Origin of the sequence: Mycolicibacterium gilvum, assembly GCF_900454025.1 — a bacterium.
GTDB classification, from domain to species: Bacteria; Actinomycetota; Actinomycetes; order Mycobacteriales; family Mycobacteriaceae; genus Mycobacterium; species Mycobacterium gilvum.
Genome location: NZ_UGQM01000001.1, coordinates 2,414,571 through 2,439,529, shown reverse-complemented (window position 1 = coordinate 2,439,529; position 24,959 = coordinate 2,414,571). Strand labels below are relative to the sequence as shown.

Sequence of the window (24,959 nt, the reverse complement as noted above, 5' to 3'; positions counted from 1 at the left end):
GCGATGCTGTTCTGGTCATGGATGACCAGTCAGAGCGGCCACCGGAACGGACTTTCTCGAAAGCCACACCGTCACGCCACCACATCCGGCACATCGTCGCCCGCACGTTGGGCAAGAGCTGGGACGATTCCATTTTTGCCGAGTCGGCTCAAGCTGCCTTCTGGTGCGCGCTGTCGTTGCCTCCGCTGCTGTTGGGAATGCTCGGCAGCCTCGCCTACGTGGCACCGTTGTTCGGTCCCGACACGCTGCTGACGATCGAGAACCAGCTCATCAGCCTGGCGGGAAAGTTCTTCTCCCCCAACGTCGTTGGCGAGATCATCGAGCCGACGGTGCGCGACATCGTCAACGGTGCGCGCGGCGAGGTCGTCTCACTGGGTTTCGTGATCTCGCTGTGGGCGGGCTCGTCGGCCATTTCGGCGTTCGTCGACTCGATCACCGAGGCTCACGGCCAGACGGCGCTGCGACATCCGGTCCGGCAACGGTTCTACGCGCTCGGGTTGTACGTGGTGATGCTGATCGGCGCGATCGTGACGGCGCCGTTCCTCGCGCTCGGCCCCCGCAAGGTCGCCGAGTTCATCCCGGACAGCTGGGACGACGCTCTGCGATTCGCGTACTTCCCGGTGCTGTTCGTGGCCCTCGCCGTCGCCGTGAACGTCCTCTACCGGGTGTCGTTGCCCAAACCGCTTCCCACACACCGGCTGCTGACAGGGTCATTGCTCGCGGCCGGGGTGTTCCTCGTGGCGACCTGGGGTCTGCGGGTCTACCTGACCTGGATCACCAGCACCGGCTACACCTACGGCGCGCTGGCGACCCCGATCGCGTTCCTGCTGTTCGCGTTCTTCCTTGGCTTCGCGATCATGATCGGTGCCGAGCTCAACGCGGCGATCGAAGAAGAGTGGCCGGCCCCCGACACCCATGCCAAGCGTCTGCACTGGTGGCTCAAGGCCAAGGCCGAGTCCCGCAACGGCGGCGGCAGGTCTACTTCTTGAGCTGCTCGTAGACCCGCTTGCAGTCGGGGCACACCGGCGAGCCGGGCTTCGCCGAGCGCGTCACCGGGAAGACCTCGCCGCACAGCGCCACGACATGGGTTCCCATGACGGCGCTCTCGGCGATCTTGTCCTTCTTCACGTAGTGGAAGAACTTCGGAGTGTCGTCATCGGTCCCGTCGTCGACGCGTTCGTCGGCGTCGGTGCGCTCGATCGTCTGGGTGTCCATGACCCCTATTCTGCCTCGCCATCGATCGGTAAGAAATGCGACGGGTGTAGCTGCGCCCAGATGTGGAACAGTGGAGGCATGAACGCCGGATTGATTCGCTGATCCAGTGCGTGACTCTGAACTGAGTTTCGACGACGAGGGCCGCCCGGTACTGATCACCCGGGCAGCTCCCGCGTACGAGGAGCAGCATCGCCAGCGGGTCCGCAAGTACCTGACCCTGATGTCGTTCCGTGTCCCCGCCCTGATTCTCGCGGCGGTGGCCTACGGCATCTGGGAGAACGGGCTGATCTCACTGGCCATCATCGTGGTGTCGATTCCGCTGCCGTGGATGGCGGTGCTGATCGCCAATGACCGGCCACCCCGCAACGCCGAGGAGCCCCGCCGCTACGACATGCCGCGGCGGATCCCGCTGTTCCCGACCGCGGAGCGGCCGGCGATCGAAAGTGCGACGCGCCGCGCGCCGCAACATGGCGCCGGCGATACGTCCGGCGACGTTCCCGGCTGAGCCCGTTCGGGGCGCATTCTCAGCACTTTCTCAGGTCTCCGCATAAAAACCGCAGATCAGAACGTGTGAACCGCGGACAAGGTGGGAACTCTTTGCCCGCTCAGGGCGTTGAAGCTCATGAATGTTCCACCCGATCAGGAGGCCGCCATGGCAAATGCCACCACCAGCCGATTCGACCAAGATCTGGACGCCCAAAGCCCCGCCGCAGACCTGGTGCGGGTCTACCTGAACGGCATCGGCAAGACGGCTCTGCTCACTGCCGCAGACGAGGTCGAACTGGCCAAGCGGATCGAGGCGGGCCTGTATGCGCAGCACCTGCTCGCGACCCGCAAGCGTCTGGGTGAGAACCGGAAGCGCGATCTGGCGGCGGTGGTACGCGACGGCGAGGCGGCCCGCCGTCATCTCCTCGAAGCCAACCTGCGTCTGGTGGTGTCGCTGGCCAAGCGCTACACCGGCCGCGGCATGCCGCTGCTGGACCTCATCCAGGAGGGCAACCTCGGGCTGATCCGCGCAATGGAAAAGTTCGACTACGCCAAGGGTTTCAAGTTCTCGACCTACGCCACCTGGTGGATCCGTCAGGCCATCACCCGTGGCATGGCCGACCAGAGCCGCACCATCCGGCTCCCCGTCCACCTCGTCGAACAGGTCAACAAGCTGGCCCGGATCAAGCGGGAGATGCACCAGAACCTGGGTCGTGAGGCGACCGACGAGGAACTCGCCGAAGAGTCGGGGATCCCGGTCGAGAAGATCAACGATCTGCTGGAGCACAGCCGTGACCCGGTGAGTTTGGACATGCCGGTCGGCAGCGATGAGGAGGCCCCGCTGGGCGACTTCATCGAGGATGCCGAGGCGATGTCCGCCGAGAACGCGGTCATCTCCGAGCTGCTGCACACCGACATCCGCTACGTGTTGGCCACTCTCGACGAGCGCGAGCAGCAGGTCATCCGGCTGCGGTTCGGCCTCGACGACGGTCAGCCGCGCACGCTGGACCAGATTGGCAAGCTGTTCGGCCTGTCCCGCGAGCGCGTCCGCCAGATCGAGCGCGAGGTGATGGCGAAGCTCCGCAACGGAGACCGCGCCGACCGCCTGCGTTCGTATGCGAGCTGAGCCGTCCTGATCCCACTCCCCGCGAAGGCCCGCCACGATTCTGGCGGGCCTTCTGCATGGGCGGCGGCCGGCCCACGGCGGTGTGTCCCGTGTCGCGTCGGGAAGCGCCGCTGCTGGTCCCCCAGCCGGTAGACTCCATTCGAACCGGAGGGTGTGCAATGAACGATCTTGTCGATACCACCGAGATGTATCTGCGGACGATTTACGACCTCGAGGAAGAGGGCGTGATCCCGTTGCGTGCGCGCATCGCAGAGCGTCTCGACCAGAGTGGACCCACGGTCAGCCAGACCGTCTCCCGCATGGAGCGCGACGGACTGCTGCATGTCGCCGGTGACCGGCATCTGGAACTCACCGACAAGGGACGCGCTCTCGCCGTCGCGGTGATGCGCAAGCACCGTCTGGCCGAACGCCTGCTCGTCGACGTCATCGGCCTGCCGTGGGAGGAAGTCCACGCCGAGGCGTGCCGGTGGGAGCACGTGATGAGCGTGGACGTCGAGCGGCGCCTCGTCCAGGTCCTCAACAACCCCACCACCTCTCCGTTCGGGAACCCCATCCCCGGTCTCTCCGAGCTCGGTGTCGGCGACGAGTCGGGCGAAGCGATGAGCCTCGTGCGTCTCACCGAGTTGCCCGCCGGCATGCCCGTCGCGGTCGTCGTGCGGCAGCTGACCGAGCACGTGCAGGGCGATGTCGAGCTGATCGCCCGTCTCAAGGACGCCGGTGTCGTGCCGAATGCGCGCGTGACGGTCGAGAACAACGACCACGGCGGCGTGATGATCGTCATCCCCGGCCACGAGCAGGTCGAGTTGCCCCACGAGATGGCCCACGCGGTCAAGGTCGAGAAGGTCTGACCTATCCCACGCGGCGGCCGAACAGCCGTCGCGGCGGTAGCCGGACGCCCAGCTGCGCAGCAAGCCGATAGCCGGTGGTGGCGAGCTCCCGGATCTGCTCGGGCCGCATCCCGCACTGAAGAGCACGGTCGAGCATGCCGGCCATCCGGTGCGGGGCGTGCCGCAGTGCCGCGTCCAGCGAGATCCCGGCAAGAGGACCGTCACCGCGCACATAGGCTGAAAAGGCCAGCAGGACAAGCGCTTCCACTCGCCACGGTTCGGGAAGCGTGCGCGACAACTCTGCCCACAGCGCCTCGGCCGTGCCCGCCGCCTCCCCGACGGCCAGCGCATAGAGGGTGTCGCGGACGCGTGTGTCGGTCAGCGCCCAGGCCAGTCGGCTGAGGTCGTCATCGCTCAACGTGTCGCCGGCCTCGTTGCGGCGGGCACACTCCAGCGCGTGCTCGATGTCGTGGCGTGCCTGCGAGTCCGGACGCGGCGCCTCGGGTGGCGCGGCCTGCTCGATCACCGCGGCGAGCGCGCCGGTGCGTCGGCCGTCGACGGTCGCGACCACATCGAGGAGTTCGTCGCGCCGGGCATAGAGACGGCGACCGTCGAGCACGGCGGCCAGCGCGGTGGGCGACGCCATCGGATCGTCGACCACACCCGAGGAACCGCACCCGTCCACGCAGTACCAGCGTGCTCCGGCCGCCACCTCGGGGACCACGTGGGCCGCCATCAGTTCGACACCGACCCGGGCCAATTCGTCGCCCAGGGTGCTCGTCGCCTCGCGGTGCTCGTCCGCGCACATGGCGCAGCCCGCGCCCTCGTCGTCGACGATGACGGCGATCGCGGCGTCGGCACCGGATGCGGCGGCCAGTTCGGCCAGCTCACACAGACGCTGCGGTGACTGATCGGACAGATCCCCGCGCAGGACGGCACCGAGCTCGCCGTGGGCGACGGTGACGAGGACGAGGGAACTCTCCGGGGTGAAGCCGAGTACGGCCGGGAGTGCGGCGATCAATGCGCCGGGGCGGTCGAGCGAGATGTCGAGGTGATTTTCCGGGTGATGTCGGGATGCCATGAGGCAAACCTCGCAACCGCCACCGACGTCGAGCCGCCGTCGGGGCCGTCGTGGCGCCGCGCTGGGGATGAAATCGGGTTTGGGGATGGAGGCAGCGGGCCGGCGGCCGGCGCCGAACGGCGTTTCGTGGCCGGCGGGCAGGGTAATGGCGGTTACCACCACGGAATGTCACACGGTGGTCCGCACGTTCGAACAAGTGGGTGACGCTGCCGAGGCAGCAGTGGCGGATATCCCGCCGTGAGAGACACTGGACGCTCACGCCCCCGTGCACGACAGACAGGGGCGCGTCGAGGCGAGGAGACGACAATGGCAGACGACGCACACGATTCAGGCTCGCGGTATCAGCCGGAGCAGACGGGCATGTACGAGCTCGAATTCCCCGGCCCGCAGCTGTCCACCCCCGACGGCCGGGGTCCGGTGCTGATCCACGCGCTGGAGGGCTTCTCCGACGCCGGACACGCCATCAAACTGGCCGCTGCGCACCTGAAGAACAGCCTCGACACCGAGCTCGTGGCGTCCTTCGCGATCGACGAGCTGCTCGACTACCGGTCCCGCCGGCCGCTGATGACGTTCAAGACCGACCATTTCACCCACTACGACGAGCCCGAGCTGAATCTCTACGCGCTCCACGACAGCGTCGGCACGCCGTTCCTGCTGCTCTCGGGGATGGAACCGGATCTGCGGTGGGAGCGGTTCGTCACCGCGATCCGGCTGCTCGCTGAACGACTCGGGGTGCGCCGGGTCATCGGGTTGGGATCCATCCCGATGGCGGTACCCCACACCCGGCCGATGACCCTGACCGCACACTCCAACGACAAGGAGCTCATCGCCGAGCACCAGCCCTGGGTGGGTGAGGTTCAGGTTCCGGGCAGCGCGTCCAACCTGCTGGAGTTCCGGATGGCCCAGCACGGCTACGAGGTCGTCGGATTCACCGTCCACGTGCCGCACTACCTGGCGCAGACCGACTACCCGTCCGCCGCCGAGACGTTGCTGGCGGAAGTCGCCCGGACCGCTTCGCTGGATATCCCGACCGCGGAGCTGACCACAGCCGCGGCGGTGGTGTTCGACAAGATCAACGAGCAGGTCACCGCCAGTGCGGAGGTCGCTCAGGTGGTGGACGCCCTGGAGCGACAGTACGATGCGTTCGTTGCCGCGCAGGAGAACCGCTCTCTGCTGGCGCGGGACGAAGATCTGCCCAGCGGGGAGGAACTCGGTGCCGAATTCGAGCGTTTCCTCGCCCAACAGGCCGGCGAGAAGAAGAGGAAGGACGGGGACGACCAGCCCCGCGAAGGCCTCTGAATCCTGCCGGCGCACGCCGGTTCGACGATGAGGTGGGCGAGATGCCAGTGATTACCGAGTGCGCAGCCCCGGAGTGCGCCGGATGACCGAGCGCAAACCGAACCTGCGTCCCGTTCGGGAACTGACCCCGACCCTGCGGTACTGCACCATCCACGGGTACCGGCGCGCCTATCGGATCGCCGGCTCCGGGCCCGCCATCCTGCTGATCCACGGCATCGGCGACAACTCGACCACCTGGGCCGGGGTGCAGACTCAACTGGCGCAGCGGTTCACCGTCATCGCCCCGGATCTGCTCGGCCACGGCAAGTCCGACAAGCCGCGCGCCGACTACTCGGTGGCCGCCTACGCCAACGGTATGCGCGATCTGCTCAGCGTCCTGAACATCGACAGCGCCACGGTGGTCGGCCATTCCCTGGGCGGCGGCGTCGCCATGCAGTTCGCCTACCAGTTCCCGCAGCTCGTCGACCGCTTGATCCTGGTCGGTGCCGGTGGTGTCACCAAGGACGTCAACATCGCGCTGCGTGCGGCGTCGTTGCCGATGGGTACCGAGGCACTGGCACTTCTGCGGCTCCCGCTTCTACTGCCCACCCTGCGGCTGCTGGGCCGGGTCGGCGGACCGCTGCTCGGCAATACGCGCATCGGGCGCGACATCCCGAACATGCTGCGGATCCTCGCTGACCTGCCGGAACCGACCGCATCGTCGGCGTTCGCGCGGACCCTGCGGTCGGTGGTCGACTGGCGAGGCCAGGTCGTCACGATGCTGGACCGCTGCTATCTGACGCAATCGGTTCCGGTGCAACTCATCTGGGGCAGTCAGGACTCGGTGATCCCGGTCAGCCACGCCGAGATGGCCCACACCGCGATGCCCGGCTCACGACTGGAGATCTTCGAGGGCGCGGGCCATTTCCCCTTCCACGACGAGCCGGACCGCTTCGTCGAGCTCGTCGAGAAGTTCATCGATTCGACCGAACCCGCAGTCTACGACCAGGAGTATCTGCGCACTCTGCTCCGCACGGGCACCAGCGAGAACACGCTCTCCGGGGACGTCGACACCCAGGTCGCAGTCCTCGATGCGATCGGCGCCGACGAACGCAGCGCAACCTGACCCGACGGCTCTCGGAGCACGTAGCATCGGGCTCATGGCCATCGATGTGACAGTGCTTCGCGTATTCACTGACCAGGACGGCAGATTCGGCAATCCGCTCGGGGTGGTGGACGCCTCCACCGTCGATCCGGGTGACCGGCAGCGCATCGCCACCGAATTGGGCTACAGCGAAACGGTTTTCATCACTTTGCCGCCCGAGGGAACCCACAGCGCGCACGCGCACATCCACACCCCGACCCTGGAGCTGCCGTTCGCCGGGCACCCGACCGTCGGCGCGGCGTGGTGGCTGCGAGACCGCGGTACGCCGATCAAGACGTTGCAGGTGCCGGCCGGCATCGTGCAGATCTCCTACCCGGGTGAACTCGCCGCCGTCAGCGCCCGCGCGGAGTGGGCACCGACCTTCTCGATCTACGACGTCGCGACCCTCGACGAACTGGCCGCCGCCGATCCCGACGATTACGCCGACGAAGCCGAACACTATCTGTGGACCTGGATCGACCAGGCTGCAGGCACGATCCGGGCCAGGATGTTCGCCCCGCACATGGGCATCCGCGAGGACGAGGCCACCGGCGCAGCGGCCGTGCGCATCACCGAGTACCTCAGCCGCGACCTGACCATCGTGCAGGGCAAGGGCTCGGTACTCCAGACCACGTGGAGCGCGTACGGGTGGGTCGAGGTCGCCGGCCGGGTCGTCGACGACGGACAACGCCAGATCGACTGAGGCCGCGGCGCCCTAACTCCAATACCGTTCAGTTAAGACTACATGGGTGTAGTTTGTTGGTATGCCTCGCGCGGGTTGGCGGAAGCCTGAATCGGATCGTCGGTTGTCGGATCTGGTGTCTGTGGGTGTCCTGACGAGGGTGTTCCCGCCGGCGATGGTTGATGAGGTGATCGAGGCGACGGGGCGTACTCAGGTGCGTCATCGTGCACTGCCGGCACGGGTGATGGCGTATTTCGCCATCGGCATGGGCCTGTACTCCGATGGCTCCTACGAGGATGTGTTATCCCAGCTCACGGATGGTTTAGCGTGGGCTTCCGGGTGGCGTGAGCAGTATCAGTTGCCGGGGAAGTCGGCCATTTTCCAGGCGCGGGAGCGATTGGGGTCCCAGCCGTTGGCTGCGTTGTTCGCGAGGGTCGCTCGTCCGTTGGGCGCGGCGGATACGCCGGGGACGTGGGTGGCCGGACGCAGGGTGGTCGCGATCGACGGGACGTGCCTGGATGTGGCGGATAGCCCGGTCAATGAGGAGTTCTTCGGGCGTCCGGGGGTGAACAAGGGTGAGAAGTCGGCGTTTCCGCAGGCGCGGTTGTTGGCGGTCGCCGAGTGCGGCACTCATGCGATCTTCGCCGCCACGATCGGCGCCTACCGCGACGCGGAGTCCACGATGGTCGAGCACGTGCTCGATGCACTGACACCGGAAATGCTCGTGCTGGCTGATCGTGGATTCTTCTCATACGCGTTGTGGCGTAACGCTTCCGATACCGGAGCCGATCTGCTGTGGCGCGTGAGCGAGCCTGTCACGAATTTTGTGTAAGTCAGAGGTGATTTGACTACGAATTGTATTCTAACACAACGGAAGTCGCCCTGGAAACAGCTTGGCGAGTGTGTTCAATGCCACAGTCCAGTTGTATGTTCCGGTGCCCGAGAACCCTCCTCTCTCGCTGGAGATGTTGCGCAGCCCGAGGTACAGCAACTTCATCGCGGCGTCCTTGTCGGGGAAATGGCCGCGGTTCTTGGTGATCTTGCGCAGTTGGAAGTTGATCGATTCGATCGCGTTGGTGGTGTAGACGATCTTGCGCAGCTCGACCGGATAATCCAGGAACGGCACGAACTCGGGCCAGGCGTTGCGCCACACGTCGATCGCGCCCGGGTACTGGGCGCCGTAGGCGGTGTCGAAGTCCTTGAGCGCGAGCTCTGCGGCCTCCACGGTCGGCGCGCTGTAGATCGCGCGCATCGATGTCGCGACCTTCTTGCGGTCTTTGTAGGACACGAACCGCATCGCGTTGCGGATCACGTGCACCACGCAGACTCCCGCTGTCAACCTTCTGATTCCGGACGCGTTCGTTCGCGCTGCAGCGATTGTTTGCTGCCTGCAGCGGGACGCTTCTGTAAACCAGTTAGGCCGCGGTCGGGCGGTGATGAACTGCCGGGTCGTAAGCGGTGTGGTCTTGCCAGCAGCGCCACAGGATCCGCACCCAACGAGCACCGAGACCGCGTAACGCTCGATGGTGGGCATGGCCGGCAGCACGGGCCTGCTGGTAAATCTCGGCCGACCACGGATCTTCACGGGTGGCGACGAACATCCACCAGTCAATGGCGTGCCGCATGCGGCGGTTAGCGGCGTAACGGAACCGAACCTGCCGTGTGCGCCCGGAGGCCTTGGTAACTGGCGCCAAACCGGTGTCGGCCAGCAGCGACGACGGCGAGGGAAACCGGGTGCGCTCTTCACCCATCTCCGAGATCAGCACTGCGGCGGTGACGGGTCCGATACCGGGGAAGCTGGTGAAGATGTGGGTGTCGGGGTGAGCGTCGAGTAGTTCACGTAGACGCTTGTCGTGGCCTCGTAAGTGGGTGTTGAGCAAGGCGAGTTGTTCGGTGAATGCTTTCGCCGCCACCGCTTTACCGGCCACAGTGCCTTCGCTAGCGGACAAAAGGTGCGGCTGCATGCGCTCGATGAGCGCTTCGGGCTTCTGGCGGCCGCTATAGCCGTGACGGCCGGTGAATCCACCCATCCGCGTCGCGGTGATCCTGCCCGCTTGCGCGGGCGTGGGATAGGTCTGGATGAAGGCCAGGGTGATGTCACGGTCCAGTGAGGAGAACAGGTGCAATGGCGCGGGATGGTAGGCCTCCAAGATCGAACGCAGCCGGTTTTCGGTGTCGACCTGCATGTCGAGGATGCGTTGACGGTCGCGACTGATCGCGGTCAGCTCGGCAAGGACCGGCGACGGGGTGGCTAACGGCCGCCACTGGGCATGCTGGTGACGCAACGTGTCGGCCAGCACGTAGGCGTCGAACTCGTCGGATTTTGCTGCCGCCATCCGATACCGTTCACGGGCCCGAGCCGAGATCTTCGGTGATACGCAATAGATTTCAGCTTCGCATTGCTGTTGGAGATGTTCGACAAGCAAGCCCTCGGCGCGTTCGATAGCGATGAGCACTGAGCCGGCCAACGAAGCGATCACCTCGACCAGGGCCATCAGACCGTCGACGGTGTGCGCGATTTTGCGGCTGAGGAGCTGTTGGCCGTCGTCGTCGAGGACGCAGAGGTGATGGGAGCGTCCGCCCCAATCGATGCCGCACCAGAAACGTTTCCCACCGTCCGGACTATCCTGAATCACTGCAGTCAGATCCCTTCGATCCGAAAGTTCACGCTGCAATGACGGGGCGTGCCCGGAACCTCATCTCGGCACTCACCGCTGATACCGGTGGTGCTGCTCTCGCTGGCCGGTCCATGCCCCGCAGCCACCACGGGCGGACGGGTCTGCATGTGGACCTCGAAGGTGACGCGTTTGCACAGGTCCTGCCCGTGGTGGTGCAGGTGAACGCCGAGACCATCCCGGCTCGTCCATTGTTAATAGATGAGGTCTGCACCACGGTCTCGGGGTAGATCGAGCGGATCGCGTCGGGCAGCCCGGTCAGCCCGTCGCAGCAGGCGATCAGGATGTCGCGCACCCCGCGGTTGCGCAGATCGATCACGACTTTCTGCCAGAACTTCGCCCCCTCGGAGTCTTGGATCCAGACCCCCAGGGCGTGTTTGCGGCCGTCGAGATCCACGCCGATGGCCAGATAGGCCACCTTGGTGGTGACGACCCCGTTGTCTTTGATGCGCAGCCGCAGCCCGTCGATGTAGAGGATCGGATAGACCTCGTCGAGCGGGCGCGATTGCCAGGCCTTGATCTCATCGACCACCACCTCGGTGATGTTGGAGATCAGCTCTCGCGACACCGACGCGCCGTACACCTCCTCGAGATGTGCTTCGATGTCGCGGGTGGTCATGCCGCGCGAGTACAGCGACAACACCACCGAGTTGAGGTTGCCCAGCCGGCGGACCTTTTTGGGCACGATCGCCGGCTCGAACGAGCCGTTACGATCACGCGGCACCGCGATGGCCACCGGGCCGTTGACCGTGGACACCGTCTTCGGTGTCGTGCCGTTGCGGGAATTGCCGCTGCCGCGCCCGGCCGGGTCACCGGCCTCGTATCCCAAGTGGTGGGTCAGTTCCGAATCCAACGCCCGTTCCAGCACCGCCTTGGTCAACTCGTTGAGCAAACCATCGGCGCCATCAATCGGGGTTCCCGACTTCACCGCATCCTTGATCAACGAATCCAGCGTCTCAGCCGAAAACGTCTCCGCCAGTTGCCGAGCCGCCGACTTTCCCGAACCCGACGACGCTATGGCCTTGGTCACAAATCACTCCTTCTGTCCGCCCGAACGGCGGTCCGATCTTGGACCACCCCGGACTTACACAGATGGAATGACACGCCCACTCGCTCGTATCCGCGACCGACCTGAATCGAAATTCCGGACAACTCCTGGCCCGAGCCTCGAACGGCGAACGGCTGGTGGTGCTGAACCAGAATCGCCCCTTCGCCGCGATCGTCTCGATCGACGACCTGAATCGGCTGGAAAAGCTCGACATCCCCGACATCCCCAGTGCCCCTCGCCAACCCGCTTTCGATCCCAGTTTCGCGCCCAAACAGCTCGCCGATCTCGACGCCGCCCAGGGCTACACCGCGATCGGACAAACCCTCGACGAGCAGACCGTGGCACTGAAACTGGCCTGCCACACCTTGGTGATGGGTGCGCCCGGATCTGGGAAATCCGTCACATTGAGCGCGGCGATCGCCGGCGCCCGCTCCGCCGATGCGCCGGTGGAGTTCGCGATCGCCACCGTGGGTCTGGTGGGGCCACAGCTTGTGCATCAGCTGGTTGACCGCGCGCCGTCGGTGGTGGCGGTCGCTAACGACCTCACAGACGGTGATAGGAGTCTGCTGACGTTCATCAATGATGTAAAGGACCAAATCAGCCGTCGCAGAAGCCTTCTCAAGGAACAAGGTGCATCCACCATCGAGGAGTACCGGAACCGCGCCCCCGCCGATCAGACGCCGATGAACGATCTGATCATCATCGTCGAGGGTCGGTCGCGACTGGCCAACCACAACGGCCGCCCCCTCGACAGAATCATGAGCAAGGTGCTCACCGACGGCGCGGCGCTTGGCATCTACCTGTGGTACTTCGACGCCGAAGCCCCTGAACCTGATGGGCTCCTCCCCGAACAACCGGGGTTCCTCGACGACTGCGCGGACACGTTCGCCCAACGGATCGCGCACCGCACCGACGCAAGCGCCTCGCGCCTCGTTGTTGGCTCCGACGAGGCCTCGCTCATCTCCACAGCAGGCGAGGGCCTCCTCCGCACCGCCGGTAGCGGCGCTGCGGTTCGCTTTCGCGTCGCCGCGCCGGATACTGAAGCCACCATCATCACCGCGCCTCCGGTCAAGCTGCCCGGAGGCGCCGGCAAAGACTTCTGGAAGACCATGGTCGTCGGCGGCAGGTGATGCGGGGCGGCACGGGTTCGCGCTGCTGGAACGGATCGAAGCCAGGTCACTGCCGCACCGGGCGGGGCGCTGCAGGTGGCCGGACTTCCGGTAACCCTGTGATCGGGGATGATTCCGGCCTGAATAGGTGTTAACCTGATTGCGAGCAAAGGAACCGGCCCTCCGGGCGTATGCCTCGACAGTCGGTCTGGCCCTCGGTGTAGCTACGGCAGCCGGGGGCTGCTTCATTTCTGGGGTTGGATGGCCGTCTGCGGTGAGGGCAGCGCGACGAAGTGCGTCTGGTCCTTGATCACGTCGAACAGACTGCGGTCGCTGTGGGTGATGGTGCGCCGATACGCCGCGGCGACGAGATCGGGCAGCCACAACAAGCGCTCACATGCCGGTGAGATCTGCACGAGCCGGGTCTGTCGGGGAACCCGCCCTGCTGAGATCAGTTCTTTGTGGTTGAGCTGGTCCTTGTTCTTGAAGTTGCTCTGGTTGCGCTCCTCCAGGATGAGCAGGTCCACCGCGTCCCAGACGCCCGGCCGGCCGGCGGCCAGCTCGACGGCCAGGGCGTGGTAGCACTCCCGGCGCGCCCCTTCGGCGTCGGCGTCCTCGGCGTCGACGTTGACTCGGTGGGCGACCACGCACGGTTCGACGCCCTCGGCGAGGTAGTCGAGCATCTCCTGCGTCAGGGCCCGCCCGTCGTCGGTCTGCAAGGCGTCGCGGGTGTGCCAGTAGTCGCTGCCGGCGATCTCGCCGAGCCCGGTCCGCAGTGTGTCCATGTCTTTGACGGCCACCAGCACAGCGGTCAGAACGTAGAACGAGCCGCGGTGGGTGCCGTTGGCCGGGGCCTGATACGACTCGTCGAGGAACGCGACCGGCCCCTTGGTGCGCTTGTAGGCGTCGTCGACGACGCGCTGAACCGGATCAATGTAGCCGCCCAATGCGATCAGCTCGCCTCGGTGGCGCGGCGCACCGGCGCCTCGGATGTCTGATCGGCGCGGGCCAGGCGGCGGGCCTTGCGTCGCAGCCGGTCACCTTCTGCTGCGGTGCCGCCGCAGGCGATCGCCGCCGCCGGCCACGTCACCCTCGGCTTGCTCTTCTCGCGCAGAATCTCGCGCTCGCGGTCGGTGAACTTCCACCACAGCCGGGCGATCCGCGGGTCGGCGATCTCGGCGTCGTCGACGTCGGCCGGATCGGGTGCCGCTCGATCCCGAACGAGGTCACGAAGCACCGTGACCGAGCTGTCGGCGTCGGACACCTTGACCGGCTGGTCGAGAGACAGCAGCGGCTTGCCTCGGAAGCGAAGGTCGGGGTCGGTGCTCAGCCGGCTGACCGCCCGATGTTCCTTCAAGGTCAGCGCGCGCAGCCGGGGGCAGGGATCGAAGGTCCCCGCCAGCAGGTTGTCCGGCAGCCATGAGCCGACGTTCATCAGGACCAACGTGGCCGAGCACACCAAATCCCAAGTCGCGTAACTGAAGTCGAGCCACTCGATCAGGAAGTCCCGCACCGCGTCCCGCGCCTTCGGGTCGTTGCGCTCCAGCATGCGGACGATCCGCAGCGCAGCCCACAGCGCAGACTGCGCCGCGCGCATGCCGCGGTCGGCGAGCGGCCACAGCGACCGCATCATCTCGGTGATCGACTCCGCAGGGCGGAACAGATCGTTCATCCATGCCGACGGCTCAGGGAACCGCGACGTCCCGTACATGAACTCGTGGATCGAATGCTGCGAGCGGCGCATCATGTCGTCGAACGCGGACGGATAGGCGCCCAGAGCTGCGTGGCGTAGTTGATCGGTGATGCTGGCCGCGTGGCCGCCGAGCAGGTTGCCGACACCCCACCGATCCGACAGGCCGGCATCTAGCGACGAGTGGAACCCGGCCAGCGGGTTCACCCCGTGCCGGCCCAGCACGTCGAAGGCCGACGACCGAGGTCCGAAGGCGTCGATGGCGGCCTGGGCGCCGGCGCCGAGGCCGAGGTCGGGTCCCTGGATGCCTTTGAGGTGATCGAGAGGTGAGGTGAAGGTGCCGGGCCCGATGATGTCGGCGAGCGTGGAGCGGCCCATCAGGTCGTCGGTGCGCTGCTTGAAGGCGTCCATGGCGGCCTGGGCGCCGGCGCCGAGGCCGAGGTCGGGTCCCTGGATGCCTTTGAGGTGATCGAGAGGTGAGGTGAAGGTGCCGGGCCCGATGATGTCGGCGAGCGTGGAGCGGCCCATCAGGTCGTCGGTGCGCTGCTTGAAGGCGTCCATGGCGACCTGCGCGCCAGCGCCGAGGCCGAGATCAAGGTGTGGGCCGCGAACGTCCTTCATGAAGTCGATCGGTGACACCAGGTCGCGCGCACCGATGATGTCGGAGAGGCTCCCGCCGAGAATGTCGTGCGCACGCCCGGAGATGGCCTTCGTGAGAGCGTCACCAACTGCCTGGGCGGCAGCACTCAAACCGAAGTCGAACTTCTCGCCCCGCAGCTGATGGGCGGGCGAAGCCCACGCGCCAATGCTGGCAGCGCCCAGTGCGTCATGGGCAGCGCCGCGCATGCCGGCGTTGAGGACGGCGGACAGTGGGCCGCCGGTCATCGCAGACCTGATCCCCTCTGTGACGGCGTTGGTCACGGCGGTGCGATCGAGCTGTTCGTCGTCGTCGGGTGCGGACGCGGCGTGGTCGCGTTCGGGGTCCTCGTTCATAAGCTGTTCCTCCTTCGGGCACCCCGCACTGTTCGCGGGTCTCACCTTGAAGGGGCCTCAACAGCCCGAAACGACACTATTGTGACGCAAATCACTTCGGCGGTCGTTCGGGCTGGTCGGGAACCCATTCCGCCTTCTGGAGGAAGTGGTGCCTGCTCACCATTATCGCAGTCACCCCCGACGGACAGCGCGTGTCGCAACACCACTCCCGCGCGTCGTGGCATGTCGGCGCGTTGACGAAGCGTTTGCCCACCGTGCCGCCTCCATGCCGCATCCTTGAACGCATGGTCTCGGTGGGCTCAGTGATAGCGGGGTACCGCATCGAACGTGTGCTGGGCACCGGCGGCATGGGCTCGGTGTACCTGGCGAAGAACCCGACCCTGCCCCGGCGCGATGCGCTGAAGGTCCTCGACGCCGAGCTGTCCCGCGATCGCGCGTTCCGGGAGCGGTTCATCCGCGAAGCCGACATCGTGTCTCAGTTCGACCACCCCGGCATCGTGTCGGTGTACGGGCGCGGAGAAACCAGCGACGGCGAGCTGTGGATCGCGCTGCAGTACGTTGACGGCACCGACGCCGAGGAGGCCCTGCGCGCCGGTGCGATGACACCGCACCGGGCGGTCCACATCGTTGGTGAGGTCGCCAAGGCCTTGGACTACGCCCATCAGCGCAACGTCGTGCACCACGACGTCAAGCCGTCCAATCTGCTGCTCAGCGATGAGATTGGTGATGGTGAGCGGGTGTTCCTCAGCGACTTCGGGGTGGCCCGCCCGATCGAGGACGCTGACCGGGAGATGGACGGGGCGTTCACCGCCACCCTGGCCTACTCCGCGCCTGAGGTCATCACCGGTGACCCGATCGACGGCCGGGCCGACATCTACTCGCTGGGCTGCACCCTGTTCCGGCTGCTCACCGGCCGGCAACCGTACTTCCAGGCTGACGGGGTGGTGGGCACCATCCGCGCCCACCTGCAGCAGGCCCAGCCGCGGGTGTCCGAGCACCTGCCGTGGGCCACCCCGGATCTTGACGCGGTGATCGCCAAGGCGTTGGCGAAGAATCCGGCGCAGCGGTTCGGGTCGGCTCGCGAGTTCGCCGCGGCCGCGGCCGACGCGGTGCGCGGTGCTGCGCCCCCCGCTGGGTCGGCTGCGCCGTACCGCGCGATCCCGGCGTCGCCGGCTCCGCGGCGCGTGCCGCCGCCGAGGCCGGCTCCGGTCGTCGAGCAGCCGGCCCGGCCGATCCCGCCGCCGCCGCGGCAGCAGCTGTTCGATCACGCCACAGAGTTCCGGCCTAACCAGGCGCCGCGGCGCGCACGACCGCAGGTCTCGGTGCCCAAGGTCTCGGCGTCGAAGCTGTCGGTGCCGAGCGTCTCGATGCCCCGGCCGATTGTCATCCTGTGGAGCGTGGCCGCCGTCCTGATCGTGGCCGCCGCGGTGCTGATCAGTCTTGTGGTGCGGCGGGAGATGAGCGACCCGCCGGCGGCCGCTCCGACGTCGACGCCGGCGCCGGTCGGCGATACCGCCGCCCAGGAACAGCTCACCGAGCTGCTTCCGCTGGGATACCCGGCGGGCAGCTGCGAGCCGGCCCCGATCGGTGCCGGCGCTCGTGCCGTTGTGTCGTGCGGGCAGAACACCGATCCCGGTGGCCCCGTGTCGTCGACGTTCACCCTCGCCGAGGACGAGACGGCCCTGCAGGGCGCGTTCACCGACGTGATGAGCCGGTCGTCGGTGGTCGTGTGCCCCGGAAACATTCAGTCGCCGGGCGCGTGGCGGCGCAACGCCAGCCCGACGTCGGTGGCCGGGACGCTGTATTGCGGCACCCGCGACGGCACGGCCGTGATCGCCTGGACCACGACCGCTGACCTGCTGCTCAACGTTGTCGAGGCCGACACCTCGGAGATGGCTGACCTGTACCGCTGGTGGTCCTCGCACTCTTGACCCTGTGAAACGGGGCGTGAGTCCCCGGAATAGGTGGTGACGCCACCTATTTACGCGGCAGCGGCGGAGCCAGAGGACTGCGGTCTTCTGCCGCGATTTCCCGGAGGGAACCGCGTCGTGAAAAACGCAAGCATCGTGATGCTGGCCGGAGTGCTCTACCTGTACCTGGTGTTCGGCTTTTACGTGGTGCACACCACCGGCAGCGCCGCTGGCCTGGCCGAGATCGGGAACGCCAAGCTCGCGTGGGTGGGCGTGGCGGCTTTGGCCGTGGCTGCCGGCGCCCGCAGGAAGTAGCGGGGCTACGCGGGGGTCGGGAGCAGTGTCTGGCTGGGATCTGAGGGCCGCAGGCCCTTGAAGCTGGTGTGTCGGAGCCATCGACCCGCGACGTACTCGCGGTAGGCGACCTCGGCGACGAGCTGGGGCTGCACGAAGCGCACGCCGGGCACGTCGGCGTGGTTGGCGACAGGGGCGGTCGAGCATCGCAGCGGCTGCAGCAGGGCGTGCAGGGTCCGGCGCGTGAGGTCGCTGAAGCCGGTGCCGACCTGGCCGATGGCCATCAGGTCGCCGGTCTTGTCGTGTCCGGCGACGAGCAGGGACCCGACGCGGGTGCGTCCGCCTGGGCCGCCGGCGTTCCAGTACCCGACGATTGTCAGCTCGATACTGGCTCGGATCGGGACCTTGATCCAGCACGGGCTGCGCTCCCCCGGCCGGTACGGCGAGTCGAGTTCCTTGATGACCACACCCTCCATCCCGTGCGCGGCCACGGCGTCCAGCGCGTCGGAGGGGGTCACGCCGAGCATGGGGCGCGGCACGGTGAGTACCCGCGATTTGTCGACCACCATGAGGTCGTCGAGCAGGTCCCGGCGCCGGGTGTAGGGCTGCTCGGTGACGTTGTGCCCGTCGGCGTGCAGGATGTCGAACGCCCAGAATCGGACGGGAACCGAGCGTACGAGGTCCGCGCTGGGCCGACGCTGCTGAGGCCAGCGCCGCTGTAGCCGGGTGAACGATGGCCGCCCTTGGGCGTCGAGGGCGACGATTTCACCGTCGAGCACGACGCGGCGGTCACCGATCGCCGCGGTGACGCCGGCCAGCTCGGGGAACGTGCGGGTGACGTCGGTGCCGTTGCGCGAGAACACGGTGACGGCGCCGTCGGCCACGACGATCGTGCCGCGCTGGCCGTCGGCCTTCACTTCCACGGCCCGCCCGGTGCCCTGGGGCGGGGCGCCCAGGGTGGCCAGCATCGGCGCGTACGCGGCGTCGCGCACGGCGGGCTTAGTCCTGGTGGTGGGCACGTTTCGACGGTACGCGCGAGACTCGGCTGTGCTCCGTGCGTGACCGGTCGGTGATGCACGGTGCATCACTGTCGGGGGTGAACCGTCAGGGTGGGGGTGCCTGTCCGTCGATACCGATGAACTGTATCTCCGACATTGCTACCGAGGTCACTTCGTCCGGGTTGGGTGAGGCGGTTTCACTTGTCGGCGTTGCTGGTTGGGGCGGTGGAGACGTTTCAGCGACGCGGATAAGCAATTTGCTGACGGTGGCCGGCGGGTTCAAGGCGATGAATCGCCAGTCGCGGGCGCCGCCGGTGTCGATTGTCACCGGGTCTCGCCTGAGGTCTTTCGGGAAGTACACCTCGAGTTTGGTGACGATGCGGTGCTTGGACCACTGGTCGGTGCCGTCGGGTGCGGTGGCGTCGAAGCCGCCGATGATGCGGATCTGGGTCAGCGTGACTTGCCGGCCGAAGTCGATCTGGATCTGCTGGCCGTCCTGGTTCTTGGCGCGGGTGCACACCCACGCGGTGTTGAAGTCGCTGTCGAACGCGCGGTTGGCGTCCGAATAGTTGGGGTCGCGGGGGCAGACGTCGGAGGCGGTGGCCCCGGACAGGATCGTGTCGCGGTTGAGCGGTGCCTGGCTGGGTGGTGGTGGTGGAGCCGCGGTGGCCGGCGTCGCCGGTGCCGGCGGATTGACGTCGGTGGTGAGGTAGTTGACGCCGGCCAGGGCGACTAACAGGATCGCGACCGCGGCGACGGTCATGATGGACTTCGGGCGGCCGGGTGCGAGCGTGTATGGACCGATGTGGCCTCTGGGGCCCGTGCGCGCCGCCCGGGCCTGGATGAACTGGTGGCGGCCGTCGTCGCGGGCGACACCGTGGTTGTTACGCGGCTGGATCGGCTAGGCCGTTCGCTGCCGCATCTCCTCGGCCTGGTGGAAAATCTGGCGGCCGCCGGGGTAGGGCTACGGTCGCTGGCCGAGGAGATCGACACCAGCAGCGCCACCGGCCGGCTGGTGTTGCATGTGTTTGGGGCGCTCGCCGAGTTCGAGCGCGGCATTAACCACGAACGCACGATGGGGGGCCTGGCCGCCGCGCGTGCTCGAGGCCGCATTGGCGGCCGACCGCCGGCGTTGAGGGGGCGCCGACTGGCTCACGCGCGAAAGCTGGCCGCCGCCGGTATGCCGGTGGCCGAGATCGCTGACACCTTGCTGGTCGGGCGCTCGACGGTGTACCGGGCTCTGAATGGAAGCAGAGAACAAGATGGGGAAGAGATGACGAGTAGTCCGATTGACCGGGTATGGAGCGTGCGGGACGCGGTCCTGAAATGGCTGTATCTCAAGGCGATGGTCGATGGCAACAGACACCCGGTGCTGAAGGCCGACGACATCGCGAATGCCGTTGAGTGGCAAGGCGACTCGCTGACACAACAAGAGGTCGCGGAGGCCTCTGAGTGGCTTCGGGACCAGGAGTACATCAGTGGCACCGCATCTTGGGGCCATGGTGTGGTGCGCCCATCCATCACCGCCAAGGGCGAGGCGCTAGCTGATGCGGGAAAGTCGGTGCGGGGCGGTAACGCGCCGGCAGACCCACAGGGAGCGACCACGATTCACATCAGTAACAGCGCCAATGTCGCTATCGGCAGCCCTGGCGCAACCCAGACGTACACGGTGGCCGAGCAGATTAAAAGAGCGCTGGCGGTTGCCGACGCCCTAGTACTACAGCCGTAGATAGCGTTCATTGTTGTTGATGTTGTTTGCGGTAATGGTAGGTGCGGGCTCTCGTTTGATGTCGTCGCCGCCAGGTGGACCAGGCGAGGACGTCGGCAACCGCGTGTAGCGGCTGCAATACCAGGGCGATGAAGAGTCTGCGGAATTCATTGACTGTCAACGTGATCAGTGTCTGGCCGGTCTGGTCGTCGGGTTCGTCGCTGCGCCGTTGAGCGGCGGTCGTGACGACGAGGAAGGCATGGGCAAGCATGGATAGGGTGACCCAGCGGTGCCAAGAGGTCCAGGTCCGTACCTGGTGCTCGTCGAGCCCGGCCAGGCCCTTGCCGGCTTGAAACGATTCCTCGACCTTCCAGCGCCGCCCGGCGACCCGTACGTAGTCGGCCAGGGTGACCGGATTGGGGCTGTAGCAGCGGTAATAGGCCAATTCAGCGGTCTTGTCGTTGCGGCGCACCAGCAGGTGATGGTGGCCGGGCTCGGCGTCGGTGATTTCGACCAACGTCCAGGAGTACCAGCGTTGGCCCTTGGCGCCGGTTCCGGCGCTGACGCGCCGCCAGGCCCGCCGCGGCAGAGACCGGGCAAGCTCGTCTACTCGCTGGCTGCCCGTACTGGTGGTGACGGTGCGATTGGACCCGACGGCCAGCACATAGCCCAGCCCCTGGGCGGCGATCGCGGCGCGCAGGTCGGGGTCGGCGCCGTAGACCTCGTCGCCGGTGGCCCATCGCGCAGGGACTCCGGCGGCCACAGCACGAGTGATCATCCGCTCGGCCAGCGCAGGTTTGGTGGCGAACTCGACATCGGTGGGCACCCCGGCGCACTGACGGCGTTCCGAGTCGTCGATCCACGACTTCGGCAGGTATAGCTCGCGGTCCACCAGTGCGTGACTGTTGGGCCCCGCATAGGCCAAATACACAGCGACTTGGGCGTTTTCGATCCTGCCCGCGGTACCGGTGTACTGGCGCTGAGTCCCGACGGTATGAGTGCCCTTCTTCACGTCTCCAGTCTCATCGACGATCAGGATCGCCTCGTCATCGCCGAGGTGGTCGACCACGTAGGCGCGAAGATCATCACGCACTCCCTCGGCGTCCCACTTCGCCCGCGCCAGCAGATGCTGCATCCGGTCCGGGCTGCTGTGGCCGCAACGCTCGGCCAGCGTCCAACAGTTCTTACGGTCAATGTCACAGACCAACCCGAGCATCAACGCGCCGGCGTTGCGCAGCGGCTCGCACCGAGCGAACCGTGACGCGACCCGATCCAGCACCTCATCAAAGCCACTTCGCCACCGATCAACGTCTACCCTGTAAGCCGCGGCGACCGCGGCATCATCGTTAGTTCTCACAAACTCCGAACGATGCCGCGGTCACCCAATCCAGCAAGGCAAACACGCCGACGAGCAACGATCTACGGCTGTAGTACTAGAGGCGGCCGCGGATGGGCCTCCTGAAGCAGTGGAGCACGCCCATCAGATCGCCGTGGAGATCAAAAGGGAAGCCGCTGAGCCTCAACCAAATCCCAGCCGGTTAAAGCAGCTTCTCCTTTACGCCATCACGGCTGGCGTCGGCGCCCTGGGCCAAACTGCCGCGACAGATTTGGTTCATCTGGCGAGCCAAGCGCTGCAAACGTTTTGAGCAGCGGCGTTTCTACAACGAGACAGCGACTACCGTTGACGGAGCCCGTGCCGTGTCTTGAAGAGCACCCGGCCGGGTCAGGCGGGGGCGCTTTCGGCCTGCCATTGCGCCCAGGGCACACTCCAGTCACCGTTGTTCTGCAACGACAGGGGCGGGCCCCCGGTGTTGCGGACCTCGACGATGTCGCCTGGTTGGGAAAACCCGAAGAACCATTTGGCGTTGTCGCCGTTGAGGTTTAGACAGCCATGGGAAGTGTTGGTGTTGCCTTGAGCCCACACGGTGCTGTCGAGTTGGTGAAGATAGATGCCGTCGGGGCTGATGCGGGTGGCGTAGTTGATGGTCTCGCGGTAGCCGAGGTGGGAATTGACGGGCAAGCCATAGGTGGACGAATCCATCACGACCGGATTGGACTTATCCATCACCGTGTACACCCCGGGTGGGGTCCAAAACGTGAGGGTCTGCCCGGCGACGGTTTGCGTGCCGCCCATGCCCATCGAGGTGGGCATGGTGCGCACCAGAACGCCGTTGTTGTAAACGTTGACCTGTTTCGTGTTGTCGTCGGCGATCGACACATGCGCGTCACCGATGGTGAACGAGGTCTGCTGGTCCTCTTGGCCGTACAGTCCGCCACCCAGCGGCGCGCCGTAGATGTTGGCCGCCACGGTGATTTTCGTGCCCGCCGCGTAGTAGTGCTCCGGGCGCCAATGGGCGTTCTGGTCATCAACCCAATACCAGGAGCCGTCCACGGCCGGAGCGGTCGTCACGGTCAGTCGGCGCTGCGCGGCCGCGCGATCGATGATGGGTTCATCGAAGTGGGCAACAATGACCGTGCCCACCCCGTAGGTGCCGCCGTCGCGCAGCGCCGCACCCGACGTCGTGGTCAGCGACACCGCAGCCTGATTGCTGGGTGTAAGCGTGGTGAACCTCGACATCTGCGACGCGAAAGTTCCCGTCGGCCCGCGACTGGCCACGGTCAGGGTGTAGCTGCGGCCATACCCCAGCGGCACGCCGGGCTTCCACACCAGGTGGTCAGGGGTCATAACACCCGGGATCGGCGTGTTTTGGTCGTTGACCATCTGCACATCGGACAGGGTGCCGTTGGCCGCGCTCACCATGACCGCGCCCAGCGGGTCAACGTTCACCGCGTCGGGGCCCGGAGTGACAGTGACGGTCGCAGGCGTTTCCGCGCGCAGGACCGACGCTGCGGGCAGCGCACCATTGTGGTCATCGCCTCGCCCGATCACCACGGCCACCACGGCCACCACCATCACACTGATCACAGCGACCGCGATAAGACTCATGCGAGTTCGTCGATCGATAGCCACAGACGCCTCCTGTCCTTTCTCACATTCGTCGCCGCCGGCGCCGCCCGGTGTATGTGTGCCGCACCGTCGTTGGGATCTATGTGTCGGGCAGCAATTTTTGGGTGCGTATGCGCGTCGCATTCCCGCTGAGACGAGCATCGTCACAGTCTGGTTTGTACCCCCTGCGGGTATCTGTACCCCGCCCGGGTACGGTATCAAACAGCCAGTAGTGTCACCGACATCGTCGCTTCGCGCAGAAGGGTGTGCTGGCGAATCCGGCATAATGCGGTGTAGGCGCGTGCGCCGTAGATGGTTGGCCCGGCGCGCCATGCGTTGCGTTCCAAAACCGACAAACGTCCTGACACGATGCCTATCAGCACTCCTGATTCCACGACGCGTAAAGCCGTGGACGGCTTGGTGGTCCGCTGGTTAAGCCCTCAGAGTTGCTGATTTCGGCCCGACAGCTACGGAGGTGTGCGTCGGTCTGCCTCTCGGAAAGTCCACGCTCACCGTTTACGGGAGTGCGTGCCGCGCCGCTGGCCAGGGCGGTCGCATACCCCCTGGCAAGGTGGCGGCCCCCCCACACGGCAAAGCCGTCGATCGGCGTGGCCGCCGCAAAGCAGGCTTACCAGCAGTGCTTGCACGTTAATCGCAATGCTGTCCCGATTCGAAGTCGGGTCGTTGCGCACGGACCTGGAGGACCAGGTCCCGCAGCAGCCGCTCCTCGGGGCTGCCGACGTATAAATCCAGCCATTCCGTGAGAGCCGCCAGCACGGCAGTCGACAACGGGAAGCCGTTTTCTACGACGGCATTAAGAATCGTCTCGATCGCCAGATGATTTTCCCCGCAACCCAATTCGACAAACACCATCGCGCGCTGGTCACCGGTTAGGCATGGCCCTGCCGCGTCAGCCAGCAGCCACGCCATGCCCGCGTCTGAGTCCATCACTTCTGCCAGTCCACCAAACAAACACACCAATCCCGAAAACTTTTGTTCCCCACCGACGTCGGCGCAGACGGCAGCTAAGCAACGCAGTCGCGGGTCGGCGCCTTTCGTGATCTCGGCGATTCGCTCACGGCGTGGTTGGGCGATAGGTCTGTAGCTGGCGACGGAGCCCACCCTCGATGACCTCGCCAATCTCGTAGGGATCGTCAGCGACCACGAGCAGCTGGACGTCGTCTGGCGAAATCATTCCCAGCTCAAGCAGCTGGGTCCGGATCCACTGCTCTAGTCCGCCCCAGTGCTGCGAGCCCGCAAGCACGACCGGGAAGTGTCGTATCTTCTGGGTCTGGATGAGCGTGAGCGCCTCGAACAGCTCATCAAGCGTGCCAAAGCCGCCCGGAAACACCACAAACGCCGACGCGTAGCGGACCAACATCAGCTTACGGACGAAAAAATACTTAAACTCCAGCGAGAGATCCACAAATGAATTCATGCGCTGCTCGTAGGGCAGCTCGATAACCAGGCCGATCGAGCGCACCCCCGCCTCGCGGGCGCCCCGGTTGGCGGCCTCCATGATCCCGGCCCCACCGCCGGTGATGATGTCGAACCCCAAGGCCCCCAGCCGTGCGGCCAGCGTGCGCGCCAGCTGGTAGTACGGATGATCCGGCGGGGTGCGCGCGGAACCGAAGAACGACACCGCACGGGTCACGTCGGCTAGCGCCGCAAACCCGTGCGCCACCTCATCGCGGATCCTCACCACACGGTCAGGATCGCTGCCCGCCAACGCGGGAAACCCTGGTCCT

The 24,959-nt window shown here is 66.2% G+C and carries 23 protein-coding genes and 4 pseudogenes; 13 read left to right on the top strand and 14 right to left on the bottom strand.

All coding sequences use genetic code 11. The features are described 5' to 3' along the window. The first annotated feature begins 17 nt into the window (after positions 1 to 17). Positions 18 to 989 (top strand): YihY/virulence factor BrkB family protein, encoded by a 972-nt coding sequence (locus tag DYE23_RS11570; RefSeq protein ID WP_011894796.1) that lies wholly within the window; start codon positions 18 to 20, stop codon positions 987 to 989. Here DYE23_RS11570 and DYE23_RS11565 read toward each other — a convergent pair. Next, entirely contained in the window at positions 979 to 1,215 is a 237-nt protein-coding gene (locus tag DYE23_RS11565; RefSeq protein ID WP_011894797.1) for a DUF3039 domain-containing protein, read from the bottom strand. The genes DYE23_RS11570 and DYE23_RS11565 overlap by 11 nt on opposite strands. A 106-nt stretch (positions 1,216 to 1,321) precedes the next feature. On the opposite strand from DYE23_RS11565, the gene DYE23_RS11560 reads away from it, so the two are divergent. The 3 genes from DYE23_RS11560 (at position 1,322) to DYE23_RS11550 (ending at position 3,675) form a co-directional block, all read left to right on the top strand. Then, entirely contained in the window at positions 1,322 to 1,720 is a 399-nt protein-coding gene (locus DYE23_RS11560) for a DUF3099 domain-containing protein (RefSeq protein ID WP_011894798.1), read from the top strand. Positions 1,721 to 1,867: 147 nt separating this feature from the next. Further along, positions 1,868 to 2,827 carry a sigma-70 family RNA polymerase sigma factor gene (locus DYE23_RS11555; protein ID WP_013471997.1) on the top strand — a complete coding sequence of 320 codons (960 nt, stop codon included), beginning with the start codon at positions 1,868 to 1,870 and terminating at the stop codon, positions 2,825 to 2,827. 158 nt (positions 2,828 to 2,985) lie between these two features. After that, positions 2,986 to 3,675, top strand: a complete 690-nt coding sequence (locus DYE23_RS11550; RefSeq protein WP_115327249.1) for an iron-dependent transcriptional repressor DtxR — start codon at positions 2,986 to 2,988, stop codon at positions 3,673 to 3,675. Between the two features lies 1 nt (position 3,676). On the opposite strand, the gene DYE23_RS11545 is transcribed toward DYE23_RS11550, so the two are convergent. Further along, positions 3,677 to 4,735 (bottom strand): DUF4192 domain-containing protein, encoded by a 1,059-nt coding sequence (locus DYE23_RS11545; protein WP_115327248.1) that lies wholly within the window; start codon positions 4,733 to 4,735, stop codon positions 3,677 to 3,679. A 306-nt stretch (positions 4,736 to 5,041) separates the two neighbouring features. Between DYE23_RS11545 and DYE23_RS11540 the strand changes: the two genes are divergently transcribed. From DYE23_RS11540 to DYE23_RS11525, 4 genes and pseudogenes are all read left to right on the top strand, one after another. Then, on the top strand, positions 5,042 to 6,034 hold the full coding sequence (locus DYE23_RS11540; protein WP_011894802.1) for a proteasome assembly chaperone family protein: 993 nt from the start codon (positions 5,042 to 5,044) through the stop codon (positions 6,032 to 6,034). A gap of 82 nt (positions 6,035 to 6,116) precedes the next feature. Then, entirely contained in the window at positions 6,117 to 7,139 is a 1,023-nt protein-coding gene (locus tag DYE23_RS11535) for an alpha/beta fold hydrolase (RefSeq protein ID WP_115328941.1), read from the top strand. Between the two features lie 34 nt (positions 7,140 to 7,173). Beyond that, positions 7,174 to 7,860, top strand: coding sequence for a PhzF family protein (locus DYE23_RS11530; RefSeq protein WP_011894804.1), 687 nt, complete (start codon positions 7,174 to 7,176; stop codon positions 7,858 to 7,860). Between the two features lie 61 nt (positions 7,861 to 7,921). Continuing rightward, positions 7,922 to 8,647, top strand: a pseudogene (locus tag DYE23_RS11525) (IS4-like element ISMfl1 family transposase); the annotation flags it as partial. Positions 8,648 to 8,701: 54 nt separating this feature from the next. Here the strand turns inward: DYE23_RS11525 and DYE23_RS11520 are convergent. The 3 genes and pseudogenes from DYE23_RS11520 to DYE23_RS11510 all read right to left on the bottom strand — a co-directional run. Continuing rightward, positions 8,702 to 9,163 (bottom strand): annotated as a pseudogene (locus DYE23_RS11520) (transposase); the annotation flags it as partial. Positions 9,164 to 9,254: 91 nt separating this feature from the next. Then, the gene (locus DYE23_RS11515) at positions 9,255 to 10,475 is read right to left on the bottom strand and encodes an IS110 family RNA-guided transposase (protein WP_079654850.1); all 1,221 of its coding nucleotides are present in this window, start codon (positions 10,473 to 10,475) and stop codon (positions 9,255 to 9,257) included. A gap of 214 nt (positions 10,476 to 10,689) precedes the next feature. Then, positions 10,690 to 11,493: pseudogene (locus DYE23_RS11510) on the bottom strand (IS256 family transposase); the annotation flags it as partial. A 149-nt stretch (positions 11,494 to 11,642) separates the two neighbouring features. Between DYE23_RS11510 and DYE23_RS31745 the strand changes: the two are divergent. Further along, positions 11,643 to 11,756 (top strand): annotated as a pseudogene (locus DYE23_RS31745) (type II toxin-antitoxin system prevent-host-death family antitoxin); the annotation flags it as partial. A gap of 144 nt (positions 11,757 to 11,900) precedes the next feature. Continuing rightward, positions 11,901 to 12,692, top strand: a complete 792-nt coding sequence (locus DYE23_RS11505; protein ID WP_264032958.1) for an FtsK/SpoIIIE domain-containing protein — start codon at positions 11,901 to 11,903, stop codon at positions 12,690 to 12,692. Between the two features lie 224 nt (positions 12,693 to 12,916). Here DYE23_RS11505 and DYE23_RS11500 read toward each other — a convergent pair whose 3' ends face one another. Next, a complete protein-coding gene (locus tag DYE23_RS11500) occupies positions 12,917 to 13,618 on the bottom strand; it encodes a hypothetical protein (RefSeq protein WP_115327246.1) in 702 nt (233 codons plus the stop codon). Positions 13,619 to 13,623: 5 nt separating this feature from the next. Next, complete coding sequence (locus DYE23_RS11495) at positions 13,624 to 15,354, bottom strand: sigma-70 family RNA polymerase sigma factor (protein WP_115327245.1); 1,731 nt, start codon at positions 15,352 to 15,354, stop codon at positions 13,624 to 13,626. Positions 15,355 to 15,638: 284 nt separating this feature from the next. On the opposite strand from DYE23_RS11495, the gene DYE23_RS11490 reads away from it, so the two are divergent. Together DYE23_RS11490 and DYE23_RS30855 are read left to right on the top strand one after the other, a co-directional pair. Beyond that, on the top strand, positions 15,639 to 17,285 hold the full coding sequence (locus DYE23_RS11490) for a serine/threonine-protein kinase (protein WP_115327244.1): 1,647 nt from the start codon (positions 15,639 to 15,641) through the stop codon (positions 17,283 to 17,285). A gap of 117 nt (positions 17,286 to 17,402) precedes the next feature. Further along, positions 17,403 to 17,579, top strand: coding sequence for a hypothetical protein (locus DYE23_RS30855; protein ID WP_172527673.1), 177 nt, complete (start codon positions 17,403 to 17,405; stop codon positions 17,577 to 17,579). A 5-nt stretch (positions 17,580 to 17,584) separates the two neighbouring features. Here DYE23_RS30855 and ligD read toward each other — a convergent pair whose 3' ends face one another. Next, positions 17,585 to 18,577, bottom strand: a complete 993-nt coding sequence (gene ligD / locus DYE23_RS11485) for a non-homologous end-joining DNA ligase (protein WP_337442310.1) — start codon at positions 18,575 to 18,577, stop codon at positions 17,585 to 17,587. 85 nt (positions 18,578 to 18,662) lie between these two features. Then, positions 18,663 to 19,319: a discoidin domain-containing protein gene (locus DYE23_RS11480; RefSeq protein ID WP_235660310.1), complete on the bottom strand. Its 657-nt coding sequence runs from the start codon at positions 19,317 to 19,319 to the stop codon at positions 18,663 to 18,665. Between the two features lie 42 nt (positions 19,320 to 19,361). On the opposite strand from DYE23_RS11480, the gene DYE23_RS31375 reads away from it, so the two are divergent. Next, entirely contained in the window at positions 19,362 to 20,285 is a 924-nt protein-coding gene (locus tag DYE23_RS31375; RefSeq protein ID WP_235660376.1) for a recombinase family protein, read from the top strand. Between the two features lie 7 nt (positions 20,286 to 20,292). Here the strand turns inward: DYE23_RS31375 and DYE23_RS11470 are convergent, their stop codons facing one another. The 5 genes from DYE23_RS11470 to DYE23_RS11455 form a co-directional block, all read right to left on the bottom strand. Beyond that, positions 20,293 to 21,621 (bottom strand): IS701 family transposase, encoded by a 1,329-nt coding sequence (locus tag DYE23_RS11470; RefSeq protein WP_435404778.1) that lies wholly within the window; start codon positions 21,619 to 21,621, stop codon positions 20,293 to 20,295. 366 nt (positions 21,622 to 21,987) lie between these two features. After that, positions 21,988 to 23,211 (bottom strand): L,D-transpeptidase, encoded by a 1,224-nt coding sequence (locus DYE23_RS11465; RefSeq protein ID WP_115326391.1) that lies wholly within the window; start codon positions 23,209 to 23,211, stop codon positions 21,988 to 21,990. A gap of 218 nt (positions 23,212 to 23,429) precedes the next feature. After that, positions 23,430 to 23,594, bottom strand: coding sequence for a hypothetical protein (locus DYE23_RS30850; RefSeq protein ID WP_159449420.1), 165 nt, complete (start codon positions 23,592 to 23,594; stop codon positions 23,430 to 23,432). Between the two features lie 265 nt (positions 23,595 to 23,859). Continuing rightward, positions 23,860 to 24,159, bottom strand: coding sequence for a tryptophanase (locus DYE23_RS32030; protein ID WP_435404785.1), 300 nt, complete (start codon positions 24,157 to 24,159; stop codon positions 23,860 to 23,862). A 127-nt stretch (positions 24,160 to 24,286) separates the two neighbouring features. After that, positions 24,287 to 24,940: an LOG family protein gene (locus DYE23_RS11455; protein ID WP_371304220.1), complete on the bottom strand. Its 654-nt coding sequence runs from the start codon at positions 24,938 to 24,940 to the stop codon at positions 24,287 to 24,289. Positions 24,941 to 24,959: the final 19 nt, after the last annotated feature.

Excerpts from the sequence above, each read along its gene's own strand:
- DYE23_RS11570 (WP_011894796.1), top strand. The coding sequence starts at position 18 with ATGGATGACCAGTCAGAGCGGCCACCGGAACGGACTTTCTCGAAAGCC.
- DYE23_RS11565 (WP_011894797.1), bottom strand. The coding sequence starts at position 1,215 with ATGGACACCCAGACGATCGAGCGCACCGACGCCGACGAACGCGTCGAC.
- DYE23_RS11555 (WP_013471997.1), top strand. The coding sequence starts at position 1,868 with ATGGCAAATGCCACCACCAGCCGATTCGACCAAGATCTGGACGCCCAA.
- DYE23_RS11550 (WP_115327249.1), top strand. The coding sequence starts at position 2,986 with ATGAACGATCTTGTCGATACCACCGAGATGTATCTGCGGACGATTTAC.
- DYE23_RS11545 (WP_115327248.1), bottom strand. The coding sequence starts at position 4,735 with ATGGCATCCCGACATCACCCGGAAAATCACCTCGACATCTCGCTCGAC.
- DYE23_RS11540 (WP_011894802.1), top strand. The coding sequence starts at position 5,042 with ATGGCAGACGACGCACACGATTCAGGCTCGCGGTATCAGCCGGAGCAG.
- DYE23_RS11535 (WP_115328941.1), top strand. The coding sequence starts at position 6,117 with ATGACCGAGCGCAAACCGAACCTGCGTCCCGTTCGGGAACTGACCCCG.
- DYE23_RS11530 (WP_011894804.1), top strand. The coding sequence starts at position 7,174 with ATGGCCATCGATGTGACAGTGCTTCGCGTATTCACTGACCAGGACGGC.
- DYE23_RS11495 (WP_115327245.1), bottom strand. The coding sequence starts at position 15,354 with ATGAACGAGGACCCCGAACGCGACCACGCCGCGTCCGCACCCGACGAC.
- DYE23_RS11490 (WP_115327244.1), top strand. The coding sequence starts at position 15,639 with ATGGTCTCGGTGGGCTCAGTGATAGCGGGGTACCGCATCGAACGTGTG.
- DYE23_RS11480 (WP_235660310.1), bottom strand. The coding sequence starts at position 19,319 with ATGACCGTCGCCGCGGTCGCGATCCTGTTAGTCGCCCTGGCCGGCGTC.
- DYE23_RS11465 (WP_115326391.1), bottom strand. The coding sequence starts at position 23,211 with ATGAGTCTTATCGCGGTCGCTGTGATCAGTGTGATGGTGGTGGCCGTG.
- DYE23_RS32030 (WP_435404785.1), bottom strand. The coding sequence starts at position 24,159 with ATGGACTCAGACGCGGGCATGGCGTGGCTGCTGGCTGACGCGGCAGGG.